We start from the raw sequence: 25,488 nt of genomic DNA on the forward strand, positions 1-25,488 counted from the left end.
GTACCGGGCCGCGGCCGGCCCTACTCCAGATCGTAGTCCCGGATCTTGTAGCGGAGGGCTCGCGGAGAAAGCTCGAGCAACTCGGCCGCGTGGGTACGGTTGCCACCCGTTCGTTCAAGCGCCAACTGGATCAAGCGCTTCTCCAGCGACGCCGTGTGGCGCTTCACGGAGAGGTCGTCGCCCAGGTCCGAGTTCGTGCTGGGCGCTCCCGAGCTTTCGGGGCGCCGCAGGCGCTCCGGAAGATCCTCGGCCCTGAGCGTCGGACGATCGGAGAGGACCATCGCCTGCTCGAGCAGGTTCTCGAGCTCGCGGATGTTGCCCGGCCAGGTGTGCTTGAGCAGGACCTCCATCGCTTCCGGCTCGACGCCGGTCACCGGGATCTTGAGGCGCTCGGAGTGACGCTCGATGAAGAAATGGACCAGATCCGGGATCTCCTCCGGCCGCTCGCGCAGCGGAGGCAGGTAGATCGGCACCACCGCGAGGCGGTAGTAGAGGTCCTCGCGGAAGTTGCCTTTCTCGACCTCCTCGCGGAGGTTGCGGTTCGTGGCGGAGATGACGCGAACATCCACCCGTTGGCTTTCGGTGCCGCCCACGCGGCGGATCTCTCCCTCCTGCAGGGCTCTCAGGAGCTTGACCTGCAGGCTGGCCGGGAGCTCCCCGACCTCATCGAGGAACAGCGTGCCTTTGTCGGCAGCTTCGAACAGACCCGGCTTGTCCCGATCCGCGCCGGAGAAGGCGCCCTTCACGTAGCCGAAGAACTCGGATTCCAGCAGCGTCTCGGGGATGGCTCCGCAGTTGACCGGCAGGAACGCCATCTCGGAGCGCTCGCTCTCCTGATGGATGAGACGCGCGACCAGCTCCTTTCCGGTGCCGCTGGGTCCCGTGACCAGCACCGGGGAAGGGTGCGGCGCCACCTTGGTTGCGATCTCCAGGGCGCGGACCATGGCCGGCGCGCGGGCGACGATCTCCCCGAAGCGCTGGTCGGCTCGGACCTGAGCGCGCAGCCTCCCCACCTCCCGGCGGAGCTTCTCGCGCTCCATGGCCTTCTTTACGGTGAGGAGGACCTCGTCCGCCCCGAACGGCTTGGGTAGGTAGTCGTAGGCGCCGCGCTTCATGGCGTCGATGGCGAGGTCGGTGCTGCCATACGCGGTCATCACCAGGACGAGCGCATCCCCCCGTGATTCCTTGTAGGCGTCGAGGAACTCGAGTCCGCCCATCCCCGGCATGCGTACGTCGGTCAGGATGATATCGGGCTGGGCCGCGGCGGCGATACGAAGGCCATCCTCACCGGCGGACGCCGTCAGGACTTCGTATTCGGCATCCTTGAGGATCATGGTCAGGGACTTCCGCAGCCCCGGATCGTCGTCGACGACGAGGATCTTCACCTAGCTCTCCTGCTCCTCGGTGGGTTCGTCCGCCGTGGCCTCGTCCTCGTCGGTCTCCAGCCCGACGGGAAGGCGCACCGTGAAGCGCGCACCTCCCTCGGGATTGTTGCCTCCCTCGATGCGGCCCCCCATACCCTCGACCAGTCGGGAGCAAACGGCAAGGCCCAGCCCCGTCCCCTTCCCAGGTTCCTTGGTGGTGAAGAAAGGATCGAACAGCTGGGGCAGGTGGTCTTCCGGGATTCCGGGCCCGTTGTCCTGCACGGTGATGGTGACGATCCGGTCCGTGGTCTGGAGGGGCTCCACCCGGAGGCCGCCGGCATCCCACGAGATCCGTCGCCGATGGCTGTAGTTGACCCCGGGCGGGTCGCTCTCCCTTCGAGAGGGGGCGCGGTAGACTTCCCCTTCCACTACGTCCAGTCGCACCTCGATCCGACCCTCCTTGCTGCCGTCGAGAGCGTCGATGGCGTTGAGGAGGAGGTTGACCAGCACCTGCTCCAACTCCTGGGGGTTCATCTCCACGAGCGGTGCCTCGTCCGGGAGCGTCCAGATGACCTTGACCCGTTCGAAGCGGCCCTGATTCTCCAGGAGGTTGCGAACCCGAAGCACGACTTCAACCGGGTCGACCGGACGGCGCTGCTCATCGCGGGGCCGGGCGTAGTGCAGAAGGGACCGGACGATGCCATCGATCCGGCGGGCTTCCTCCAGGGCGGACTGGAGCAGGTCGGGATCGAAGACGCCGCGCTCCGATCGGCTCTTGGCGAGATCGACGAACCCGATCACGGCCGACAGAGGATTCCCGATCTCATGGGCGATCCCCGATGCCAGCGTGCCGACCGAGGCAAGTCGCGCGGAGCGGATCACCTCGTCCGACGCCTCGATGAGCTCCCGGTTGGTCTCCTCCAGGGACCGGACGTTCTCGGAGAGCAGCTCCTGGTCGTGGATCAGGCGGGCCGCCATCGCGTTGACCGCTTCCGACAGCGCCGCCAGCTCCTCGGTGTTGACGGGCGCAATCCGGTGGCGGTAGTCCCCGGCAGAGATGCGCTGGGTATCGCTGACCAGCTGGTCCAGGGGCCCGAGCAGCGTGCGGCTGAGGAGCGCGCCGCCGAACGCCCAGAGAAACCCGACGCTCAGGCCCAGGAGGGCAAAGGCGAAGAGGATGGCGCGCGGCACCGAGTCCAGCGCGGGCAGGACGAGATAGAGCGAGAGCGCGGCCAGGGCCAGCACGCTCACGTATAGAATCGCGATCGAGAAGAGGAGCGTGCGTTTGAACGGCACCGAGGGGCCGGATTCGGCCCCGCGCAGCTGTCTCGAGTCCGGCGTCTGTGCCTCCGGTTCCACCCTGCCCTGTCAGCGCCCGAGGGAAACAGAAGAGGGGCGGCGGGAGACCCCGCCGACCCTCTGGGTCGAGCTACAGTGTCGGGTGTCTTAGTTGGTTGTGCAATAGATGATGCCAGGCTGGACCGCCGGTGAGGCATTGGCGGCAGACGCGTTGCCGTGGAAGATTCCGCAGTTCTCGCCTGCGAGTCCCGGGTGCGAGGCCGTCGCGGCCCACCCGCTGCTGGTCGACTCGTTGATGGCGATGGTCACGCTCTGAGTGACCGTCATCCCCAACCCGGTCGTCGTCCCCGCGTAGATGTAGTAGTCGTCGTAGTACGCTTCCTGAGAGATCGCGAGGTTCGCCAGATCCGAGCGGAGGGTGCTGAGCACCGCCTTGCTCCGCATCGAGTTGTACTTGGGAATCGCGATCGCTGCGAGAATCCCGATGACGACCACCACGATCAGGAGCTCGATCAGCGTGAAGCCTGCCCTCTTCATCGCCCGGTCATCCTCGCCGTCTGGGGGGTGGAAGGAGGTGCGGTGTCGTTGCTTCTGGTCCGCCGGACCCGGCACGGCCCGGGCAAGCCCGGGCCGTGCGGTAAGGGTCTTCTGCGGTTACACCGCGGGGGTCACCCTTAGCGGGTGCAGGCAACCTCGCCCGGAGCGGACGGAGTGGTCGGCGACGTCGGAGCCGTCGACGAGCCGTAGTAGATCGCGCAGCCCTCGCTGGCGCCCAGCGCGCTGTGCGTCGCCGAAGCATTCCAGCCGGAGTTCGTCGCGGCCGACCCGACGGTCACGCCCTGGCTGGACACGAAGCCCAGCGCGGTGGACGAGGTCGAGTACGAGTAGTTGTCCGCGTAGTAGATCTCCTGCTGCGCAGCCAGGTTCTTGAGATCCGACTTCATCGCGGCGAAGTAGGCCTTCTCACGCGTCGCCGAGAACTTCGGGATCGCGATGGCGGCCAGGATGCCGATGATCACAACCACGATCAGCAGCTCGATCAGCGTGAAACCCTTGGTGTTCCGCATCACCAGACTCCTTAAGATGAACTTCCCTGAAGTTGATTCCACCTGGGCCTTCCCAGGCTGGGTGCCGCATTGGGCAAAGCTAGGACCAACCGCAGAGGCAGACAGCCTAATGTCATACACAACAACGATTTACGTTCAAGTGTCGAATCGCTGCCTCGGGGGTTTTCCGGGCTGAACCGGCAGGATTCTGCAAATCTCTTGCAGATCACGGGGTACTTCTTGACCGGTTGGCCCGGGTGGGGCGACCTGCCAGACTGGCGCACCGCCGCGGAGTACCCTCAGCGGCGGTCCGTCAGGGTGGGGGAGCTCTCCAGGGCGGCCTCCAGACTGTCGATCTGGAGGGGGTCCGTTCCTTCGGGGAGCCGGGTGCGGGCCGAATCCAGCGCTGTGCGGGCGCCTACGGTGTCACCCGCCAGGGCTCGCAGATCCGCAAGCCAGTACCACTGCTGCCAGTGTTCGCCCTCGCCTTCCGCGATCGCGGCTTCGCGCTCCGCCACGGCCTCGGGGTAGCGCCCCAAGCGCCGATAGAGGTCGGAGAGCAGGTGTCGGCTGACCGCCACGGACGGGTCGAGGTCCCGGGCGAGCTCGGCCCAGGGAAGCGCTTCCTCGGCCCTGCCCTGACGATCCAGCGCGATGGCCAGATAGCCGGGGCCGGCATCCCACTTGGGCTCGTCCTCGTACAGCATGCGAGCCAGGACCTCGGCCTGCGCATAGCGTTCCATCCCGAGCAGCTTGCGCGTGACCTCGGACAGAAGGGAGTAGCCAGCCCCCACGGACCCGATGGCGTAGCGGTAGTTCCGCAGGGCCTCGCTCACCTGGTTGTTCTGCCAATGCGTGTCCCCTGCCACCCACTGGGCCCGGCCGGCCTCCAGGTGCTCGTCCATCATCGTCAGGAAGACGGTCTCCATGCTCTTCCAGGTGGGCGTCCGGGTCCAGGTTCGGAAGGTGAACACCGAGAGCCACAGGCCCAGGGCCAAGAGGGTAGTGGCCCGGCGACGCTCCCACCCCTGCATCAGCAACCACCCCGCCCCCAGGGCGAGACCCACGGACGGCAGGTAGAGGGTTCGCTCCCCCAGGAGCACCCCGGAAAGAAAGAAGAAGTTGGAGACCGGGGAGATCGTGATCACGAACCAGAGCACTGCGGCTCCCACGGCCCGCGCTCCGGAGCGACTCCGCCACGTGGCCAGGGCGAGGACCAGGAACAGGAGCGCCAGCACCGCGCCCGGAGCGTTCAGGGAGTTCCACCCGTAGTGGATGGTGATGACGCGCGGGGAGTAGTCCGCGCTCAGGTCCCAGGGGAAGAACAGCAACCGCACGTAGTGCAGCCAGATCTCACCCAGGGTCCAGATGCGGGGGATCTCCTTGAGGATGTCGGCGCCCAACGCCGGAAACGCGTTGGCTACCGACCCGAGCACCTGGTGCCGCCCCACGAAGACCAGCGCCGCACCGACCACCAGGGAGACATAGAGGAGCGCCCGATCACGCAGGTACCGCGGCACGTCTCGGAGCGTCAGGTCCTCGCGGTAGCCGTCCAGGAGCACGAAGACGCCAGGGAGCGTGATCGCGCTCTCCTTGGTCAGGATGCCCCACGCGAACAGGCCGGTCAGGACCAGGGACCGCCCGGGACCGAAGCCCGTCTCACGCCAGCGCAGGAAGAGCAGCGTGGCCAGCAGGAACGTGAGGGCCCCCCAGAGCTCCGCGAAGCCGATGACGTTCGCGACCACCTCGACGTGGACCGGATGCATGGCGAACACGAGTCCACCGAGGAGGCCCGCCACAGGGGCCCCCGTCAGCGTCGTCACCAGAACCGCGGTGAGTCCGGTCACCACGCCGTGCAGGCCGACGTTCAGGATGTGGAACGGAAGGGCACTACCGCCGAACGCATTCCAGACCAGGGCGTAGGTGGCCGTGGCGAAGGGCCGCCAGAGTCCCAGACCCTTCCCTTCTCGGTTGGGCCAGTAGGGTTGGGTCAGCGCCTCGCCGAATGTGTCCAGCGAGTGGATGAGCTCGTTGTCCACCACGATGTGCTGGTCGTCGTAGGCGTAGCCGTTGCGGAGCGCGTTGACGAAGACCAGGCACCCGATCAACGCCGGAATCCAGGCCGCCCGCCGGCGCGTCAGGCCGTTCACGCCGCCTCCCGGGCGGAACGTCGCTCGCCCTCCGCGCGCGCGCGGGCCGCGGCGGCGCTGTCACCCATCAGCTCGAGGATGTCTCCCATACGCATCCAATCCGCAGCGACGCCGCCCTGCTGGGCCAGCGCTGCTTCCCGGGCGCGCAGTGCCGCGGAAAAGTCACCCTTGGCGATGTACGTCTCGGATACGATGGCGTAGAGCTCCCGATCCGCGCGCGAGCGGGCCAAACCCTGGAGCGCCAGCGCGTGTGCGTCCCGGTACCGTTCGCGCAGGACGTACTGCGAGGCGAGCAGTCGATACGCATGTGGACGGTCCGGCGCCAGCGCCAGCGCCCGTCGCAGCAGTGCCTCGCCTCGATCCCAGTCCCGGCGCTCACCGTAGAAGTGGCCGACCTCCGTGAGCGCCGCGTAGTTGTTGGGCGACAGGGCCAGCGCTGCCTCATAGGCTTGAGCGGCGCCCGTGGGATCGCCCGTCCGCACCAACCCGGTGGCGCGCGAGCGGAGTGCCAGTGTGGACTCCGGATGTTCGGCAGCCAGTGTGGACAGGACCGTGAAGGAGCTGAGCCAGCTCGGATTGCGGGCCACGGTGCGTACGAAGAGTGCAACCGCAAAGGCAGCCGCCAGGGCGGTGGCGGAGCGTCGACGCGCCCCGCCAGCCCGCTGCAGTGCCAGGAACAGCCCAGCGCCCAGGAAGCCCACGGCCACGGAGGGCAGGTACAGCGTCCGCTCCCCGAGGAGCACACCTGTCGGGAAGAACACGTTGGACACCGGCGAGATCGCCACGGCGAACCATACGATCGCGGCCGTGGCCGGCGGGGCACGTCTCGCCAGGGTCAGGGCCCCGACTCCGAGTGCCACCACCGTCATCGCCCCCGCGAGCACGGACGCGTCCCACGCCTTGGGTACCAGCAGGACCGCCGGCGAGTAGTCCGCGGCCAGGTCGAACGGGAACAGCATCAACCTCAGGTATTCCGGCCACAGGGTGAGCGCCACCCGCAGCCGCTCCCCGACGCCGAGACCCTGCAGCTCCGGTGCTGGCGTCTCTCCCAGCACCGTGCCCACCGCCCCGGCGCGCAGCGCCAGATAGATGCCGAGTACGCCCGCCAGAGCCACGAAGAGAGGGGCATCATCCCTGAGCCGCCGCGGCAGGGAGCGGGTCCCCCCGCGCAGCCACAGCAGCACGACCAGGAGCCCGGGAAGCGTCACCGCGATCTCTTTGGAACCCAGCGCGAGGAGGTAGCAAGCCGCCACACCGATCAGTCGCAGCGCCCGCCCCTTCGGACCCGGGCTCCTCAGCCGGTCGAACAGCAAGCAGGCAAGAAGAACGAACAGACTCGCCAGGAGCTCGGCCCGCCCGACCACGTTGGCCACCGCTTCCGTGTGCACTGGATGGAGCGCGAACCAGCCAGCGCCGAGCGCCGCCGCTGGCCGGGGTACGAGTCCGGCCAGCAGCGCGAACAGCGCCAGGCTCACCGCCGCGTGCAGACCGACGTTGACGGCGTGGAAGAGGTGGGCGTTGCCCCGCCACAAGGGCCATTCGATGGCGAAGGTGGCGACGGTGACCGGACGATACAGCCCGGCCCCTGGTGCGAAGTCGGGCCAGTAGGGACGGCGGAGCGCGTCGGCCACGCGGCCCTCCACCACGATCGGATTGCGCACCACGATCTCGTTGTCGTCGTACGCGAAGCCGTTGCCCACGGAGTTGGCGTAGGCTGCCACCGCCACGAATGCGAGCAGCAGGGCAGCGCGCCCGGTTCCCACTATCGGGAGGGGACGGAGGGCTCTGTGCCCGGCTGGGGGGCGGGGCTCCGGCTCTCGCGAGCGCTGGCGCGCTCCTCCTGCCAGGCACGGTCTTCGGCCGCGGTGCGCGGATGGTCGCGACGCTCCGGTCGACGGAAGGGCTCGGCCTTCGGTCCCAGGAAGTTGCACTTGAAGATATGCCAGAGCGCCGAGACCCCGTCCTTCCAGCCGATCTTCTTGCCCTCCGCATACGAGCGCCCATGGTAGCTGATGGGCATCTCGTAGATGACGGCGTGCGCCTGCGCCAGGCGCGCGGTCAGTTCGGGTTCGATCCCGAACCGATCGGCGGCGAGCGGTAGCGCCTTCAAGAGGTCCGACCGGACCATCTTGTAGCACGTCTCCATGTCGGTGAGGTTGAGGTCGGTGCACATGTTGGAGACCAGCGTCAGGAAGCGGTTCCCCATCATGTGCCAGAAGAAGAGTACGCGATGCGGTCCGCCCAGAAAGCGCGATCCGAAGACCGCGTCAGCCTGTCCTAGTCGGATCGGCTCGAGCAGGGCGGGCAACTCCGAGGGATCGTACTCCAGATCCGCGTCCTGGACGACGATCACGTCGCCGGTGGCGCTCTGGAAGCCGGTCCGCAGCGCCGCCCCCTTCCCCTGGTTGACGTCGTGGAAGATCAACTGATCGATCAAGCCCTCGTCCCTCAGCTTCTCCAGGAGGTCGCGGGTCCCGTCCTTCGACCCGTCGTCGACCACGACCACCTCCAGGTCGAGGGGTACCTGGTGCACGCGGCGCAGGAGACGCTCCGCGGTGCGGATCTCGTTGTAGCAGGGAATGACAACGGAGAGCTTGAGGGAGTCGTTCATCCGTCCAGTCCGTACCGGTTCAGTTTGCGGTAGAGTGTCGAAGGATCGATCCCGAGAACCTCGGCCGCACGGGTCTTGTTCCCACCTTCCGCGTGGAGCACCCAGAGAATATAGGCCCGCTCCACCACTTCCATGGTCGGATTGGGCGGTGGAGTGTCCTCCACCAGCCGCGGCGCCCGCGCCTCCCGAACGCGCTCCGGCAGCCCCGCGAGGGTGATCGTGGAGCTCTTGCTGAGCACCGCTGCCCGCTCGAGGGCGTTCTCCAGCTCTCGGACGTTGCCCGGCCAATCGTACTGGGTCAGCCTCTCCAGCGCTTCGCCGGCGATCTGCAGCTCGCCCCCTTCATCCGTCGTCCGCTGCGCCAGGAAGTGCTCGGCCAGCAGGGGGATGTCGTCGCGCCGCTCACGGAGCGGCGGGAGCCGCAGCTGGATCACGTTCAGGCGATAATAGAGATCGCTGCGGAAGGTCCCCTTGCGGATCTCCTCCTCCAATTCCCGGTTGGTCGCGGCCAGGATGCGAACGTCGATGGAGACGGGCTCGGTGGCCCCGACCGGGATCACCTCACGCTCCTGCAGCGCTCTCAGCAGCTTGACCTGGGTCGCCGGGGAAAGCTCCCCCACCTCGTCGAGGAAGAGGGTCCCACCAGCGGCGGCCACCAGCAGACCTTCCTTGTCGCGCACGGCTCCGGTGAAAGCCCCTTTCACGTGGCCGAACAACTCGCTCTCCAGAAGACTCTCGGTGAGAGCGCCACAGTTGATCGAAAAGAACGGGCGCTCGGCCCGAGCGGACAGCGCGTGGATGTATCGCGCCAGGACCTCCTTCCCTGTTCCGCTCTCCCCGCCGATCAGCACGGTCGACTCCTGCGGAGCCACCGTCTCGGCCAGCTTGAGCACGTCCACGAACTCGCGACTACGGCCGATGGGGCGCTCGCCGCGCTTCCGGTCTCTGCGCTTGATCTCCTTCTTCAGCTCGCGATTCTCGACCCGGAGCAGCCGCGCCTCGGCCGCCCGGCGACAGATCGCGATCAGATCGTCGTTGGCGAAGGGCTTCTGCAGGTAGTAGTACGCGCCTTCGTTCACGGCGCGCATGGCCGTCTGCAGAGACGCCTGCGCCGTCATCAGGATGACCGGCATCTCCGGGTCGACCTCGCGCGCCTTCTGCAGGAGGTCGATGCCGGACGCTCCGGGCATGCGGATGTCGGTGAGGACCACGTCGGGGCGTCCGGCCTCCAGCGCCTCGAGCCCCTCGGCTCCACCCTGTGCCGTGGATACGTCGAAGCCCTCCCCCTTGAAGAGGATCCGCAGCGAGTCGAGGATGCTCGTCTCGTCGTCGACCACCAGAATCCGGATGGGATCGCTCACCTAGGCTCCACGTTCTCCGTGCGCGGGTAACACCATGACGAAGCGGGCACCGCCCAGGGCGCCCCGCTCCACCCAGACGTTGCCTTGATGGGCGTCCATCGCCCGATGGACGACTGCCAAGCCGAGGCCCGACCCCCCTTTGCGGGTCGTGAAGAACGGCTCGAACACCCGACCGAGGTCCCCTTCGGCAACTCCCGGGCCAGAGTCCTCGACGCTGATGCGAACGGAACCCGGAATCCCCAGCGCCCGTGGGTCCTCATCTCCCAGTGGACCCTCGACGGTGACGCGAACCGTGCCGTTCTCGCCCGCGAACTGGAGGGCGTTGAGGACAAGGTTGAAGACTGCGCGATGGAGCAGGTCTGCGTCTCCCCGGATCCGCAACTCGCGGCCCAGGCCCTCGCCCTGGAGCTCCACGCCGGCCGGCGCGTCGGGATGCTGCTCGGCCAGCCGCAGGGCTGCCCCGACCAATTCCGGTAGGTCGACGTCTTCGATCCGCTCACTCCGGATGCGGGCAAACTCGAGGAACTCGGAGAGCAGCCGACTCAGCCGATCGGACTCGGTCAGGACGAGGTTCTGCAGGAGCGCGCGATCGTCTGGAGAAAGGGTCGGTTTCGAGATCTGTTCCACCGAGCTCCGGATGGATGCGAGCGGGTTCTTGATCTCGTGGGCGAGGGAGGCCGACAACTCCGCGACCGCCTGCAGGCGCTCGGCGCGGATCTTCAGCCCCTCCATCCGTTCGGCATCGGTGATGTCCTGGAAGATCGCCGTGACCGAGGGCTGGCCGGTCCCGTCGCCGATCAGAACCGCGGTACTCACGCCGAAGACCGCGGCTTCCCCTCCGATGCGGGCTTCCAGCTTCCGCCGCAGCACAGGCCGTCGCGTCTGCCCCGAACCTCTAATCACCTCGGCCATCCCGGGCGCCACCCGATCGACCTCGTCCAGCACACGCTGCCCCAACCAGATCGAGGCGTCGAGGCCGAGGAGCTTCTCGGCGGCCTGGTTGATGTATGCCAGTCGGCCCCGACCATCCACGGTGAGCAAGCCCGTGCTGAGGTTCGCCAGGATGTCGCCCGTATCCAGGCGGAGCTGGCGCAACTCCGACTCCACTGCCCCCAGGGTCATGCCGGCCCGGCGCAACCCGGCCCCGAGCCAGCCCGTCACCAGGGAGACCAGAGCGAACAGGGCAAGCAGGACGAGGGTGCTGCCGCGGAAGGTGTCGGGATGGGCCCACGCGACATCGCCCGCGAAGAGCGTGGTGGTGCTGGCCCAAACCACCAGCTGACCCCAGGCGGGAAGCATGAGGGCGGCGGCCGTCAGCACCAGAATGAAGACGGGCGTGAAAGGGCTCTGGGCTCCTCCGGTAAGGTGGATGACCGAGGTGGTCAGCAACACGTCGAAGAGGGACTGCGCCAGCCGGAAGGACACCGTGGGCTCGACGCCCTGCGTGTGCGTGACCCGGTAGGACCATGCAGTGAACGCCACGGCCCCCAGGAAGATCATGGCGGCGGCGAAGGTCTGGTCGGGGGGAGCGGTGCCCCATCCGATCAAGGCCGCGAGCAGGATCCCCCCCGCCACAGCGAGGCGGCCGAGGTAGTTGAGGCGCAGAATCCCCCGCAGGCTGAGCGCCCGATTGCTGGCAGGCAGGTCGAGCTTCACCGGGCGTATCCGTGCGCGGGGGCGTCTAGCGGGCGGGTCCTGACCCGGACGAGACGGAAGGGGAATCCTTCATCGGGCAGGGTCAGGGAGCGAAGGCCGTGCCAGCGTTCGGATCTCTCCGGGGAGCACGTAGGCATTGCCCCCCAGTCGGCCCACCGCGGGAAGTGATTCGGGGCGGACGCGATGGGATCCGGGCTCGAAGTCCAGCTCCGGCGCCAGTCGAATCTGGCGGACCCTGCCGAGGACGAGCCGAGTCGTGGATGGAGCCAGGTCCACCTCTCGCTCGACGCTGCATAGGAGCACAGCTGGGCTTTCGCTCACGAATGGGATCTCCGGATCGTCGTTCCACTCGAGACGCACGTCCCCGAAGGCAAACTCGCTGGTCTCGGGTGGAAGCTCGGCCGACGTGAGGTTCATGGACTCCAGCTGCGGCACCGTCACCAGGTTCACGCAGAACCAAGGATGGGCACGCATGTTGGTCAGGGAGTCCTTCTCGGCACCGGTACGCCGTGGTGCAATGGAGACCCCGACCAGCATCGGCGTGGCCGAGAGCGCCGCATAGAAACTGAACGGCGCCAGATTCGGAATGCGTGCCGACGAGGTCGTCGAGATCCAGCCGATGGGGCGTGGTACCACGAGTGAAGTCAACAACTCGTAGCGTGCGCGCGAGCTCAGAGCGTCAGGCTCGACCACGGACGTGGCCCCGCGATGTTCGGACGAGTCAGCGCGCAACGGGGACACGCAGCAGCTGGCCCGCGTAGATTCGACTGCCAGAGAGCCCATTGGCTTCACGAATCGAATCCAGCGTCGTGCCGTACTTCTGCGCGATCGCCCAGAGGCTCTCACCGCGCGCTACGCGGTGACCTACTTCCTGGGAGCCTGCCTCGGGGCCAAGCTCGGTTCCGGTGAGCTGGGCGACGTACTGCTGATAGGGTTCGGGGAATACCGCGACGTGATAGTGGGGTGGACGGCGTTCGCGCGTCGCCTCCAGCACGCGCTTGCCCTCCAGGTCCAGGAGGACGCGCTCCAACCAGGCGCGGCAACCGGGGTCCGTGCTCCGCCGCAGATCCACGGCCATCCCGGTCGGATGGACCGAGCGGTCGGACGCGTTGCGGGGCTGCCGGGACAGGGGACGAGTCAGCGAAGTGACGATCAGCGGCTCCCCACAGGCCCTCCGGTACTGGGCGGCCAGGCGCTCGACGAAGAGCTTCACCTCGGGCCGGGCATAGGGGAAGGACACCGCCTTGAGTCGGAAGTCGCCATTGGCGTCCACCGGTACCAGATAGCCGCTCTCGACAAAACGACGCACCTGTGAGGTTGAAGCCAGGTAGGTGTAGTCGTGCCGAACGGCCTGGTCGTTCTGGCGGTCGAGCGACGTGGGTGAGCCGCGTAGGCTCTGCCCTGCCAGGGGCGACGTGGAGGCGAGCAGCAACAGGCAGAACGCCGGAGTCCATCCACGTGTCAAGCGAGTTGCCTGGGCCGTCATGCGCATCTGTGGGGCACGGGCTGAGGGTTCTCGTCCACGAATCGCGCCCTCCGGGACCCCGGCCAAGCAAGCTCCGGGCCGACTGCGGCGTCGGGGCCACATGTAAACAGATGAATCGCCATCCCGCAAGCCCTCGTGGGTGCGCCTCGGCCCCCCCCGGACACCGGGTCGACACCGTCGGCGGTGCCCAAGATCCCCTTGTGGCCCCTGGCCCCACCGGCAATTGTTGCAGCCCAGCCCCACCCCACCCGGCCGTTCCCGTTGGATCCCGAACCCAGGAGAAGCGATGCCTGCCCCAGCCGGCCAGTTCGAGCTCGGTGCCCGGATCGACCCCGGCACCCGCGATCGGCTGAGCGAGCCCGTCCATCTGCGGGCCTCCGACCTGACCACCCACGGCGTCATCGTGGGCATGACGGGGTCCGGCAAGACGGGCCTCGGCATCGTCATGATCGAGGAGGCGCTGCTGGCCGGGATCCCCGTTCTGGCCATCGACCCGAAAGGGGACCTGGGCAACCTGCTGCTCACCTTCCCCGACCTCCGAGCCGCCGACTTCGAACCCTGGGTCAGCCCGGGTGACGCGGAGCGCAAGGGTCTGAGCGTCGCGGACTACGCCGGCCAGCAGGCGGAGAAATGGCGCTCGGGCTTGGAGTCCTGGGGACTCGGACCCGAGCGGATCCGCGCTTTGCGCGAGCGAGCGGACCTGGTGATCTACACGCCCGGCTCCACCGCCGGCGTACCGCTCGACGTGGTCGGCTCGCTGGCGCCCCCGGCCGGCTCGGTCGATGCGGAAGCCCGCGCGGACGAGGTCGAAGGATTGGTGACCAGCCTGTTGGGCCTGGTCGGGATCGAGGCCGATCCGATCAGCAGCCGCGAGCATATCCTTCTGTCGACCCTGATCGGGCACGCCTGGGACCACGGGCAGACTCTCGATCTTCCCTCGTTGGTCCTGCGGGTCACCGATCCGCCGCTGCGCAAGCTGGGCGTCTTCGAGATCGACACCTTCTTCCCGGCCAAGGACCGCACCGCCCTGGCCATGCGCCTGAACGGGCTGATCGCCTCTCCGTCCTTCGCCTCCTGGACCCAGGGTCCGGCGTTGGATCCCGCATCTCTGCTCATCGCGCCCGACGGCCGACCCCGCGCCGCCGTCGTCACGCTCGCGCACCTGTCGGATGCCGAACGCCAGTTCGTGGTGACCCTGCTGTTGTCGCGCATGATCACCTGGATGCGCGCGCAGTCGGGAACCGGAGATCTGCGAACCCTGGTCTACATGGACGAGGTCTTCGGCTTCGTCCCTCCTACCGCAGCGCCTCCGTCCAAGAAACCGATCCTGACCCTGCTCAAGCAGGCGCGCGCCTTCGGCGTCGGGATGGTCCTGTCCACCCAGAACCCGGTGGATCTCGACTACAAGGCCCTTTCCAATGCCGGCACCTGGATGATCGGTCGCTTGCAGACGGAGCGCGACAAAGCTCGGCTGGTCGATGGTCTTCGTTCCGCGGCGGGGAGCGTGGACATCGGCGCATTGGAAACCACCATCTCCGGCCTGGGTGGCAGGGAGTTCGTGCTCCATACCACCCGCGGCAATCCGCCCGAGCTGTTCACCACCCGCTGGGCCCTATCGTACCTTCGCGGTCCGCTCACCCGGGATCAGATCCAGACGCTGATGCGGGAGCGCCCCGAGAAGCACGCGGACAGCACCACTCCTTCGCGCGGCGCTCCTCCTCCACCCTCGGACACAGTCGCCGCGGCTCCCCCCGTCGCGGCGGGCATCCCGGTCTACTATCTCGATCCCGCGGCCCCCTGGGCCGGTCAGGTCGGCGCCCGCTCCGGCAGCGCCCGCTACGAGCCAGCGGTGGTCGCTCGCGTCCAACTCCTGTTCGACGAGACCAAAGCCGACCTCCGACATCAGGAGGAATGGGAAGCAGTGTTCTTCCCCCTCGCTCCCACCCTCGACCCTGCCGAAGCCACCCACGTGGACTACGACGCGCGGGACCTCCGGAGCGAGCCTCCGGCCTCCGGGGTCGGACATGTGCCCACCGGCGCGCCACTGGCCGAGCGCCGCTATTTCACGGACCTCGAGTCCGCGCTCAAGGAGCACCTGTACCGCAATCAATCCGTGGAGGTATTCGCCAATCGGTCGCTGAAGCTCTTCTCACGGATCGGCGAGTCCCGGTCGGATTTCGAGGCCCGCTGTCGGGGGGCCGCCGAGGACGCGGAGGACGCGGATGCAGCGAAGATCCGCGATCGCTTCGAGGACCGTATGGAGCGCGTGCGCCAGGGGCTTGCCAAAGCCCAGGATCGCGTCGAGGAGCTCGAGGAAGCCTCCCGCCAACGAAAGGGGCAGGAGTTGCTCTCCGGCGTCGGCAGCGTACTGACCGCATTCCTGGGCGGACGACGGACCGCGAGCAAGATCGCCACCGAGATCCGCCGGGCGAGCAGCCGTCGCGGAAGCAGCTCGGCTGCGGCGCAGCGACTGGACTCCGCCCAGAATCGGCTCGACGAAAAAGGAGCCGAGCTCGAACGGCTGGAAGGGGAGCTGGCAGACCAGCTCCTCGAGATCGACGAACGATGGAACCAGCGAGCGGCGGACATCGAAGTGATCCACGTCGGGCTCGAGAAGTCCGACATCAACGTCGCCGAGATCGCCGTGGTCTGGGTCCCCCGCTGAAGTGCGCCCCCGCGCGCACAGCGTCCAGATCGCGGCGTGAGCAAGGACGAGGCGACGCTCCTTCCGGAGCGCCGCCTCGTCTGTCACGGTCCGCGCGCGGGTGAGCTCAGCCGCCGGCCCCTGCCAAGTTGGCCGCGACCACGTCCCAGTTGACCACGTTCCAGAAGGCCTCCAGGTAGTCCGGGCGGCGGTTCTGGTAGTGCAGGTAATAGGCATGTTCCCAGACGTCGACCCCCAGGATCGGTACGTGGCCGTCCATCAGGGGGCTATCCTGGTTCGCCGTGGAGTAGACCTCCAGGGCTCCCGAACCTCCCACGACCAACCACCCCCAGCCGGACCCGAAGCGGGAGGCGGCGGTGGCTTTGAACTTCGACTTGAAATCGTCGAAGCTGCCGAACGCGCTGGAGAGCGCGCTGGCCAGGGCGCCGCCGGGGCTCGTGGCGCCACCCGGCGTCATCACATTCCAGAAGAGGGCGTGATTCACATACCCTCCTCCGTTGTTCCGCACCGCGGTACGAATCTGCTCCGGCACAGACGCCATGTTCCGGAGGATGTCCTCCGCCGATTTCCCGTGTAGCGCCGGATGACCTTCGAGCGCGGCATTGAAGTTGTTCGTGTAGCCCTGGTGATGCTTCCCGTGGTGGATCTCCATCGTGCGAGCGTCGATGTGCGGCTCGAGGGCGTCGTACGCGTAGCCGAGCGCGGGAAGCGAGAACGGATAGGGCATGTGCTGAACCTCCTGGGATTCGCTGGCGGAGGGTCGGGCCCCGCCCGACCTGTGGTGGAGCGGTACCCCTGATTCTACCTTCCGGGTCCGGCCTCGCAACGATCCCCCGACGCCGCCAGGGAGACCTGCCACGACCGCTCCAACGGCCCCCCGTCGCCTGCTGCACGTGGACTGCGACATGTTCTACGTGCAGGTCGCCATGCTGCTCGATCCGGAGGGCGCCGGTCGCGAAACCCTGCTGATCGTTGGTGGAACACCGAGCGGTCGGGGCGTGGTGACTTCAGCTTCCTACCCCGTGCGGGCCTTCGGCGTGCGCTCGGGCATGCCGACGGGCCAGGCGCTGCGCCTGTGCCCCGACGCCGTGGTCGTGCCCGTTCCCCGCGGCGCCTGTCTCGAGCGCAGCACCCAGGTACGCGCCGTGCTCGACGAGTGGTCGCCTGTCGTTCAGGCCGCCTCGATCGATGAGTTCTACCTGGATCTCTCCGGCACGGAGCGCATTCCCGGCTACGAACACATGGAGCCGCTGGCCCAGCGCATGCGCAGTGACGTCTTGAGGCGGGCGCAGATCTCGGTCTCCATCGGCGGCGGCGGCACGCGCATCGTGGCCAAGCTCGCTACGTCCCGAGCCAAGCCTGGCGGCGTGCACATCGTCCCTACTGGTGGCGAAGCGGACTTCATGCGCCAGTTCCGGCTCAATGACATCCCCGGGGTGGGTCCCAGCCTGGGCGCGAGCCTCTCCCGGCGCGGACTGCATACGGTGGTCGACGCGTTGGAGGTGGACGAAGAGTGGCTCGTGCGGTGGCTTGGCGACGCACGGGGGCGCTGGCTGCACCGACGGATCCGCGGGATCGACGGGTCGTCGGTACAGGCACACGAGCCTCGCAAGTCCATCAGCTCCGAACGAACGTTCCTCGAAGACGTGGAGGGGGACGAAGAGCTCGAGGACCAGCTCTTCAAGCTCGCACTGTCTGTCGGCCACTCCCTGCGCAGAGCGTCTCTGCGGGCGCGGACGGTGACGGTCAAGCTGCGTGACCAAGACTTCACCACCCGGTCGGCGGCGCGCACCCTCGACGATGCGATCGAGTCCGATACCGCACTCTTCCAGGTGGGGCGCGCGCTCCTGGGCGAGTTGCGCCGCAAGCGACGGAGACCAGCCCGCCTGCTGGGCATCGGAGCCACCGGGCTGGTCACCGCGGAACGCGAGGGACAGTTCGAGATCTTCGAGTCGAAGATGCAAGGGGAGCGCGACCGGGACCGCCGCGTGAACCGGGCCGTCGACCAACTGCGCGCACGCTTCGGAGAAGCCGCAGTGCTACCGGGCCGCATCGCCGGCAGCAAGCGGGAAGATCCGGACCTGGACGGACGAGAGCGCTAGCAGAGCTCCCGCGCCCAACGGCAACTCAATGGTGAGCGTCGTCTCCCTCATAGAGGGAAGCGGCCCCGCCAGACATCCAGAGGCGGAAGAGTGCGTCGACCACGTCCGGGTCGAAGGCCTGACCGCGCTCCCCACGCACCAGCGCCAATCCTTCCTCCAGATCCTCCGGGGTCCCCCGGGCGTGAGCCACCGCGTCGAAGAGGTCCGCGACGGCTACGATCCGCGCCTCGATGGGAATCTCTTCGCCACTGAGACCACGGGGATATCCTTCGCCATCCCAACGTTCGTGGTGGCACCACGCGATGTCGGCGGCCATATCCGTCACTGGATGGCCGAGACCGCGCAGGATCTCCGCGCCGAAGCGCGTGTGCAGCTTCATGAGCCCGAACCGTTCAGACGACAGGGGCTCTGGATCCAGCAAGACGTCATCGGGAATGGACACCTTGCCGAAGTCATGCAGGGGCGCCGCGTGACGCAGCAACCGGGCCCGATCCTCTCCCAGGCCCAGCTCGATCGCCAGCAACGCCGACAACGCGCCGACCCGCTCGACGTGGATGCCGGTGGGGTCGACCCGCGACTCCGCAGCTCGCGCCATGCGGTGGAGCAGCTCGATCTCCACCGGCGTGTCGGAAGGCGTGGGCATCGGAGCGCTGCTGGCAGACCCGGCTGCGGTCGCACGCGCGTGGTGTAGCAGCAGCTGGCAGCGGACCGCGAACAGAAGGAGTCGGGGATCGACCGGGGACCGCAGCACGGAAGAGAACTGCTGTGGGTCCACCGCACCGGCGGCGTGGATCGGCTCGATCCCGATCAGCGCCGGAGCACGACTGGAGCCCGCCGAGATCGCCCCCAGCCGACGGGCGCCCGGTGCGTCCAGGTCGACGATCAGCACGGAGCAGGCAAGGAACTCCTGACCCGGCCACCCCACGTCCGGTAGAGCCGCCGCGAAGGTGTTGGTGAACCCGGCTTCGTGAAGCGCTGCGCTCAGCGCCTCGCGCTGGCCGACGTCAGGCGAGAGGATACCGACCTTCGCCGCTCGTAGCTGGCGCTCCAAAGCCCCGAATGCATCCCCACCCTCCTCCGGATCGATACGGTCCACCGGATAATGATTCATGCCGCCAGGATGGCGGGGGAGCAACAACAACGCAACTCCACCCGCTTCGGATCGGGGGTGGCGTCGCCGCCACTCCGCCTTCAGCGAACCGTCACGTGAACCGTGTCGACGACAAGCGGCTGCAGGGGTACGTGGGCAAAATCCGCCACCACCGCGATGAGGCGATGGACCCCGGGCGCGAGGTCCTCCAGGGTGGCTTCCGTCTGTGCCTGCCCGAAGTGCAGGTAGCCGGCCGTCGACGGCACGGGTTGTCCGGCGGGTGGGAGGTCGACATCCACCAGAAGATGGTGGTGTCCCGAGCGCGGTTGCTCGGTGCCGGCCGGGACGATGTCGAGTCCGGTGACCTCGAACACGACGCGCACCGGGCCCTCGACGGTGTCCCCGTCCTGAGGCTCCACGAGCCGCACGCTCATCGAGGGCTCGGCCGCGGCCTCCGTAGCTGGCGCCGCCCCCTGGGAGCGTTCACCCCCACAGGCCGCAGCCAGAGCGACCAGCAGCCAAACCGCATCGGTCCTGAGTGTCTTCAAGGCGCTCATGGCTTCCTCCCGGCCTTCGACCGGTGGGTCTCCGCCTGTTGGATGTAGGGTTTCCGCTCGAAGTAGGAGTCGGTCATCTCCTTCACCTTGCCGGAGAGGAGCGCCAGCGCAATCAGGTTCGGCCAGATCACGATGGCGAGAAAGATGTCTCCGAGGTCCCATACCACTGTGAGCGGTAGCACGGCACCGATGAAGTGCATGGCCACGAACGCCATCTTGTAGGGCAGGATGGCTTTCGCGCCGAAGAGGTAGTTCGCGCAGCGATCGCCGTAGTAGCTCCAGGAGATGGCGGTGGAGATCGCGAACATCAGCACCGAGATGACGACGATCATCTGCCCGAGCCCCGCCAACCCACCGAAGCCGCGCCGGAATGCCTCCAGGGTGAGCGGAGCTCCGTTCTCGGCCGCGAGCGCGTACAGGGAGGCGTAGGTGGTTCCGTCCTCGGCGAGGGCCAGGCCCTCAGAGGGCCGCACGACACCGGTGAAGGGGCTCGTCCGTTCGGCGTCGGTGAACAACTCCTCCAGCGGCGCTTCGTGCCACGCGAGCAACGTGGCCCCCGGTCCGTCGGCGGCGTGCCGTCCGTTGGAGAAACTGAGCTCGGCCGGCACCGAGGTGACCACGAAACGGCCGGATTCGGCCTCGGTGCGATAGGACAGGTCGCCGCCAGCCAGCGTGATCTCGGTGGGAATCCGGTCGTTCCACACACCGGTCATGATCACCACGAGGCCGGTCATGGTGCAGATGACGATGGTGTCGATGAAGGGCTCCAGCAGCGCGACGACACCCTCGGAGACCGGCTCAGGAGTCTTGGCTGCAGCATGGGCGATGGGGGCCGAGCCCTGCCCCGCTTCGTTCGAGAACAAGCCTCGGCGAACACCCCACATGAGGGTCACCAGCAGTGCACCCATCCCCGTACCAGCCACGCCGGCGGTGGGATTGAACGCCTCACGGAAGATCAAGCCCAAGGTGGGGAATAGCTGGCCCAGGTTTGTGAGGATGATGAACAACGCCCCCAGCACGTACAGGGCCGCCATCAGGGGCGCGAGAATACCGGTGACCTTCCCGATGCGGCTGATCCCTCCCAGGATCACCAAGGCGACCAGGCTCGAAGTCACCAGACCGGTGACCCAGGGAGCGACGCCGAAAACAGCCTGCATGTTGTCGGCGACGGTGTTCGCCTGCACGGCATTGCCCGTGAGGAACGCCGTGATGCCGAGAATGAAGGCGAAGAACAGCGCCATCCAACGCCACGAGGGACCGAGCCCGCGCTCGATGTAGTACATCGGCCCACCGGACACGGTGCCGGCCCAGCTACCCTGGGACTCCATGGTCCGGTACTTCTGCGCCAGCGTGACCTCCGTGTACTTCGTGGCCATGCCCAGGAACGCGGTCACCCACATCCAGAACAGCGCCCCAGGTCCTCCCCAGTGGATGGCGACGGCGACACCGGCGATGTTGCCGATCCCGACGGTGGCCGACAGGGCGGTGGTGAGCGCCTGGAAGTGGCTGACGTCCCCCTCGTCGTCGGGATCGTCGTATTTGCCGCTGGTGACGGCGAACCCGTGCCCCAACCGCCGCAACTGTACGAACCCGAGCCGCACCGTGAGGTAGAAGCCCACACCAAGGAGGACGATCACCATGAAGGGGATCGTCTCGTCGCCCATGGGGATCCCGAGCTGGACGATGTAGCGGTTGCCGAGCTCGGACAGGCGTTGGATGAGGTCCATGCGTCTTCTCGAGGGATGGGTTCGTGGGGAGGACTCCGGGACGACCGGGTCGAGGCAGTTTACCCCGGGCCCGCAGCGACTGCCACCCCGTGGCCGAAACCCACTGACCGAGGGGGGCGTACGGACGTTTGCCCCACCGCGACCCCGATCCGGAGTGCGCCATGAGCCGCCGAATCCTCACCATCCTCCCCTTCCTCGTGGCCACCGCCACTCCCACCCTGGAGGCGCAACGGGCGCAAGCCGATCCCGACGATCGTGGTCTCAAAATCGCGATCGGTGACTTCGGGCTCGGCATCGGTGACGTACCTCGCCTGAACGGCCTGCGCATCAACTTCTCCGACGACGACCTGGACCGGATCAACGGGGTCAACCTGACGTTGTGGAAGCCGGACGAGCCGGTGCGCGGGACCATCAACGGACTGTCGATCGGGTTGCTCTCCCCGTCGGCGGACGTTCTGCGCGGAGTGACGCTCGGGCTCGGCGCCCCCGTGGCACAGGACGAGATGGTGGGTGTGAACCTCGGCGGGCTGGCGGTGGTCTCCACGGGAGTGCTGCGGGGAATCAGCGCGGCGGGGCTGGCTTTGGTGGCCGAAGACGAGATCGAAGGGATCGGAGCAGCCGGTCTGGCTCTGGTTTCGGAAGGCGGGATCACCGGGGCACACGTCGGCGGACTCGCGGTTGTCAGTCAGGGGGAGATGCGGGGCATCCACGCCGGCGGTCTCGCGCTGGTGAGCCAGGGACCCATCGCCGGACTGGGACTCGGGGGATTGGCAGTGGTCACCGAGGGGGGCATCGACGGACTTGTGGCCGGGGGACTGGCCACCGTCGCCAGCGGCGATGTCCAGGGAGCCGCGGCCGGGGGCCTGGCCGTGGTGTCGGAAGGGCGTTTTCGGGGAATCGCCGCCGCCGGTCTGGCGGTCGTCGCCGGCGCCGATTTCACAGGGATCGGTCTGGGAGGTTTGGCCGTGGTATCCGGTGGTGACTACCGGGGCATCGCCCTGGGAGGTCTCGCCGTCGAAGCCGAAAACCGGCTGACCGGACTCGGCGCCGGCGCGTACAAGGTGAAGGCGTACGAGGTGAACGGCGCCGCCCTTGCCGTCGGCTGGACCGATCTCGCGCGTCTGAATGGATTCGCCGTGGGGGGCTACAATCGCATCGGATACCAGAGCGGTGTGAGCATCGGCCTCTACAACTCCGCCGAGGTGCTGTCAGGCCTCCAGATCGGGCTTCTCAACCGAGCCGACAACGCTCGCTTCCGCTACCTCCCCTTCGTGAACGCCAAGTTCTAGCGGGCGGCCCGAGCAGCTGCGGGGCGGGCCGGGCGGAGTGGAACCGGCGGCCCCCTTCGCGGGGTCGCTCGCCGCGGTCGGGACGTCACGTTCGGCGGCTCGCTGCCGGATGCGGGGCCTCGCGTCCCGGTAAGGCTGGCTTCCCGGGCTGCCTCGCATCCGAGCCCCCGCGGCGGGGGCCGCCGGCCCCACTCCTCACCGCTTCCGGGGTCCCGCTGGTGGGGCGCCCGGTGGGGGGGACAGGAAAGCAGCAGAAGGGGTGTGCCAGCCGGTGCGTCCCCCTGACCGAGGCCGCCTGACCCACCAGGGGCCCGCCCAAGCGGGCCCACCCTGAACCAAGGCGAGTCCGGCCAACGAACGTGCCCCCGCCAACAGGGACGCAGGCCCCGCCAGGGGCCGCCCGTCCCGCCGGTTGGGGTGCCGCGGTCCACCGGGGCCCCGCGCGCGGGGGCTCGGATGCGGGGTAGCCCGCGGCGCCAGCCCTACCGGACCGTGACGCCCCGCATCCGCGCAGCGAGCCGACGAAGGTGAAGCCCCGACCACGGCGAGCGACCCCGCGAAGGGGCCCCGCTGGACCGCGGCACCCGTCACCCTGCACGGACCGGCAGCCGCGCACACGGCGGGGCCCAACACGATTCGAGGGGGCCGCCGCGTGCTGCGACGAGCCCCCTCTGCGCTTTGGAGCGAAGCGCGGTCTTTCAGGCGGGAATCACCCCACCGCGTTGATCATGTCGAAGATCGGCAGGTACATGGCCACGATCATTCCGCCGACCACCACACCCAACACCACGATCATGATGGGCTCCATGGCGGACAGCAGAACCTCGACCGCGGCGTCAACCTCTTCGTCGTAGAAATCGGCGATCTTGGAGAGCATCTCATCGAGCCCGCCGGTCTGCTCACCCACGTTGATCATCTGGACCACCATGGGCGGGAAGACGCCGGATTCCTTCAGCGGCCCGGCGATGGTCTCACCGCCGGCGATCGAGGCCCGCGAGCCCATGACCGCGTCATGGATGACGCGATTGCCCGACGTCTTCGCAGTGATCTCGAGGCCTTCGAGGATCGACACACCGGACGACACCAAGGTCCCCAACGTTCGCGTAAAGCGTGCGACCGCGGCCTTGCGTTGAACGTCGCCAAGGATCGGAACCCGCAGCAGCAGCCGGTCGATCATCAGGCGTCCGTCATCCGTCCGATAGACCTGCCGGATACCGAACCCGGCGGCGATCCCGGCGAGTCCCACCGCCCACCAGTACCCCTTGAGGAAGGAGGACATGTTGATGACGATCTGCGTGGGCAACGGCAGGGGGATGCCGGCGGCGGAGAACATGTTCTGGAAGGTCGGAATCACGAAAATGAGCAGGATGCTGACCGCCGACGCCGCCACTCCCATGATCACGCCCGGATAGACCATGGCACCTTTGATCTTGCGGATGAGGGCGTCGTTCTTCTCCAAGAACGTGGCCAGGCGCAGCAGGATGGTGTCCAGGATACCGCCGGCCTCACCGGCTGCCACCATGTTCACGAAGAGCTCGCTGAAGATCCGTGGATGCTTGCGCATCGCGTCCGCGAGCGTATGGCCGGACTCCACGTCGTACAACACATCCTTGATGGTCTTCCGTAGCGTCTGGTTCTCGGTCTGCTCTGCCAGGATGTCCAGGCTCTGCACCAGGGGAAGTCCGGAGTTGATCATCGTGGCGAACTGACGCGTGAAGATCACGATATCGCGTGTCTTGACGCCGCTCCCGAACTTGAGCTGGAACTGCTTCTCGGCTTCCCGAACCGAGACCGGAATCATCTTCTGCTTGTGGAGGTACGCCATCACCTCCTCGCGAGTCGGCAGCTCGATCTCGCCGGTCTGGATGTCCCCCCCTGCAACGGGCCGGGCACTGTATGCGAACTTGGCCATGAGCTTCTTGGTTCCGGTTCAGGTTGCTGGGACGCCTACTCCAAGCCGGACGGGACCGGCTCGCCGACGGCTCGCAGGAGCTCGTTCGGGTCGGGGGAGCGCTTCAGGATCTCGTCCAGAGTCGCATCCCCCTTCATGTACAGATATGCCAGCGCATCGTTCATCGTCTGCATGCCGTGCTTCTTCCCGGCCTGCAGGAGGGAGTAGATCTGGTGGACCTTCTCGTCCCGGATACAGGCGCGGATGGCCGGCGTACACACCATGATCTCGGTGGCGATGCAACGACCCGCTCCGCGGGCCCGCGGAAGCAAGGTCTGTGTGATCACCCCTTCGAGCACGAAGGCGAGCTGCGCACGGATCTGCGGCTGCTGGTGCCCGGGAAACGCATCGATGATCCGGTTGATGGACTCGGCCGCGGAGTTGGTGTGCAGGGTGGCCAAGACCAGGTGACCCGTCTCGGCGATGGTCAATGCCGCCGAAATGGTCTCCAGGTCCCGCATCTCGCCGATCAAAATGACATCCGGGTCCTGGCGAAGCGCATACTTGAGGCCCGCCGCGAAGCTCTGGGTGTCCGTACCCACTTCGCGCTGGTTCACCACGCAGTTCTGGTGACGGTGGATGAACTCGATCGGATCCTCGATCGTGATGATGTGACCCTTCCGCTCACGGTTGATTTTGTCCAGCATCGCCGCAAGCGTCGTCGACTTACCGGAACCGGTGGGGCCGGTGACCAGCACCAGGCCGCGTGGCTTCTCGGCGAACTTGTTGGCGACACCGGGCAGTCCGAGCTTCTCCAGCGAGTGGATCTCGTAGGGGATCTGGCGGATGGCGAGCGCCACGCACCCGCGCTGCTTGTAGCAGTTGCCGCGGAAGCGCGACAGGTTCTGCACTCCGAAGGAGAAGTCGAGTTCGTCTTCCGTCTCGAAACGCTTCTTCTGAGCCTCGGTCAGGATCGAGTAGGCCAGCTGCAGCGTGTCCTTGGGAGTCAGCACGTGATCGACGGACGAACGCACCAGCGCCCCGTCCACCCGAATCATGGGTCGCTCCCCCACTGTGATGTGCAAATCCGAGCCCTTGCGACGGATGAGCTCTTCCAGGAGAATGCGAAGGCTGAGGTCGTTCCGCGGAGGGGGGCTCTGTGGGGACGGTGCGTTTGAATCCATGATGCCTGTC

19 protein-coding genes and 1 pseudogene are annotated in these 25,488 nt (G+C 67.4%); 3 read left to right on the forward strand and 17 right to left on the reverse strand.

Annotated elements, in window-relative coordinates; translation table 11 throughout:
- Positions 1–20: 20 nt before the first annotated feature.
- From R3E10_16975 to R3E10_17025, 11 genes and pseudogenes are all read right to left on the reverse strand, one after another.
- Positions 21–1,385, reverse strand: a complete 1,365-nt coding sequence (locus R3E10_16975) for a sigma-54 dependent transcriptional regulator (GenBank protein ID MEZ4417450.1) — start codon at positions 1,383–1,385, stop codon at positions 21–23.
- On the reverse strand, positions 1,386–2,660 hold the full coding sequence (locus R3E10_16980; GenBank protein ID MEZ4417451.1) for an ATP-binding protein: 1,275 nt from the start codon (positions 2,658–2,660) through the stop codon (positions 1,386–1,388). It lies immediately after the preceding gene.
- A 150-nt stretch (positions 2,661–2,810) separates the two neighbouring features.
- Positions 2,811–3,200: a prepilin-type N-terminal cleavage/methylation domain-containing protein gene (locus tag R3E10_16985; protein ID MEZ4417452.1), complete on the reverse strand. Its 390-nt coding sequence runs from the start codon at positions 3,198–3,200 to the stop codon at positions 2,811–2,813.
- Between the two features lie 137 nt (positions 3,201–3,337).
- Positions 3,338–3,730: a prepilin-type N-terminal cleavage/methylation domain-containing protein gene (locus tag R3E10_16990; GenBank protein ID MEZ4417453.1), complete on the reverse strand. Its 393-nt coding sequence runs from the start codon at positions 3,728–3,730 to the stop codon at positions 3,338–3,340.
- Positions 3,731–4,008: 278 nt separating this feature from the next.
- Positions 4,009–5,859 (reverse strand): tetratricopeptide repeat protein, encoded by a 1,851-nt coding sequence (locus tag R3E10_16995; protein ID MEZ4417454.1) that lies wholly within the window; start codon positions 5,857–5,859, stop codon positions 4,009–4,011.
- A complete protein-coding gene (locus R3E10_17000) occupies positions 5,856–7,622 on the reverse strand; it encodes a tetratricopeptide repeat protein (GenBank protein ID MEZ4417455.1) in 1,767 nt (588 codons plus the stop codon). The genes R3E10_16995 and R3E10_17000 overlap by 4 nt, the downstream gene beginning before the upstream one ends.
- Before the next feature lie 161 nt (positions 7,623–7,783).
- Positions 7,784–8,470 (reverse strand): annotated as a pseudogene (locus R3E10_17005) (glycosyltransferase family 2 protein).
- Positions 8,467–9,831, reverse strand: coding sequence for a sigma-54 dependent transcriptional regulator (locus tag R3E10_17010; GenBank protein MEZ4417456.1), 1,365 nt, complete (start codon positions 9,829–9,831; stop codon positions 8,467–8,469). Before R3E10_17010 ends, R3E10_17005 begins: the two are co-directional and overlap by 4 nt.
- Positions 9,832–11,487: an ATP-binding protein gene (locus tag R3E10_17015; GenBank protein MEZ4417457.1), complete on the reverse strand. Its 1,656-nt coding sequence runs from the start codon at positions 11,485–11,487 to the stop codon at positions 9,832–9,834.
- A 69-nt stretch (positions 11,488–11,556) separates the two neighbouring features.
- Positions 11,557–12,180: a flavin reductase family protein gene (locus tag R3E10_17020; protein ID MEZ4417458.1), complete on the reverse strand. Its 624-nt coding sequence runs from the start codon at positions 12,178–12,180 to the stop codon at positions 11,557–11,559.
- Positions 12,181–12,208: 28 nt separating this feature from the next.
- The gene (locus R3E10_17025; protein ID MEZ4417459.1) at positions 12,209–12,952 is read right to left on the reverse strand and encodes a DUF5715 family protein; all 744 of its coding nucleotides are present in this window, start codon (positions 12,950–12,952) and stop codon (positions 12,209–12,211) included.
- Between the two features lie 307 nt (positions 12,953–13,259).
- On the opposite strand from R3E10_17025, the gene R3E10_17030 reads away from it, so the two are divergent.
- A complete protein-coding gene (locus R3E10_17030; GenBank protein ID MEZ4417460.1) occupies positions 13,260–15,638 on the forward strand; it encodes a DUF87 domain-containing protein in 2,379 nt (792 codons plus the stop codon).
- Between the two features lie 106 nt (positions 15,639–15,744).
- Here R3E10_17030 and R3E10_17035 read toward each other — a convergent pair whose 3' ends face one another.
- Positions 15,745–16,365, reverse strand: a complete 621-nt coding sequence (locus R3E10_17035; GenBank protein ID MEZ4417461.1) for a superoxide dismutase — start codon at positions 16,363–16,365, stop codon at positions 15,745–15,747.
- Positions 16,366–16,543: 178 nt separating this feature from the next.
- On the opposite strand from R3E10_17035, the gene R3E10_17040 reads away from it, so the two are divergent.
- Positions 16,544–17,740 (forward strand): DNA polymerase IV, encoded by a 1,197-nt coding sequence (locus R3E10_17040; GenBank protein MEZ4417462.1) that lies wholly within the window; start codon positions 16,544–16,546, stop codon positions 17,738–17,740.
- A gap of 25 nt (positions 17,741–17,765) precedes the next feature.
- On the opposite strand, the gene R3E10_17045 is transcribed toward R3E10_17040, so the two are convergent.
- The 3 genes from R3E10_17045 to R3E10_17055 all read right to left on the reverse strand — a co-directional run bounded on the left by R3E10_17045 (position 17,766) and on the right by R3E10_17055 (position 21,114).
- Entirely contained in the window at positions 17,766–18,851 is a 1,086-nt protein-coding gene (locus R3E10_17045) for an HD domain-containing protein (protein ID MEZ4417463.1), read from the reverse strand.
- A gap of 80 nt (positions 18,852–18,931) precedes the next feature.
- Positions 18,932–19,387: a DUF4399 domain-containing protein gene (locus R3E10_17050; GenBank protein ID MEZ4417464.1), complete on the reverse strand. Its 456-nt coding sequence runs from the start codon at positions 19,385–19,387 to the stop codon at positions 18,932–18,934.
- The gene (locus R3E10_17055; protein MEZ4417465.1) at positions 19,384–21,114 is read right to left on the reverse strand and encodes a sodium:alanine symporter family protein; all 1,731 of its coding nucleotides are present in this window, start codon (positions 21,112–21,114) and stop codon (positions 19,384–19,386) included. The genes R3E10_17050 and R3E10_17055 overlap by 4 nt, the downstream gene beginning before the upstream one ends.
- A 161-nt stretch (positions 21,115–21,275) precedes the next feature.
- On the opposite strand from R3E10_17055, the gene R3E10_17060 reads away from it, so the two are divergent.
- The gene (locus R3E10_17060; GenBank protein MEZ4417466.1) at positions 21,276–22,403 is read left to right on the forward strand and encodes a hypothetical protein; all 1,128 of its coding nucleotides are present in this window, start codon (positions 21,276–21,278) and stop codon (positions 22,401–22,403) included.
- Positions 22,404–23,112: 709 nt separating this feature from the next.
- Here the strand turns inward: R3E10_17060 and R3E10_17065 are convergent.
- Together R3E10_17065 and R3E10_17070 are read right to left on the reverse strand one after the other, a co-directional pair.
- Positions 23,113–24,315: a type II secretion system F family protein gene (locus R3E10_17065; GenBank protein ID MEZ4417467.1), complete on the reverse strand. Its 1,203-nt coding sequence runs from the start codon at positions 24,313–24,315 to the stop codon at positions 23,113–23,115.
- Between the two features lie 35 nt (positions 24,316–24,350).
- Positions 24,351–25,478, reverse strand: a complete 1,128-nt coding sequence (locus tag R3E10_17070) for a type IV pilus twitching motility protein PilT (GenBank protein MEZ4417468.1) — start codon at positions 25,476–25,478, stop codon at positions 24,351–24,353.
- Between the last annotated feature and the right edge of the window lie 10 nt (positions 25,479–25,488).

Source organism: Gemmatimonadota bacterium (assembly GCA_041390105.1).
GTDB lineage: Bacteria > Gemmatimonadota > Gemmatimonadetes > Longimicrobiales > Gaopeijiaceae > JAGQIF01.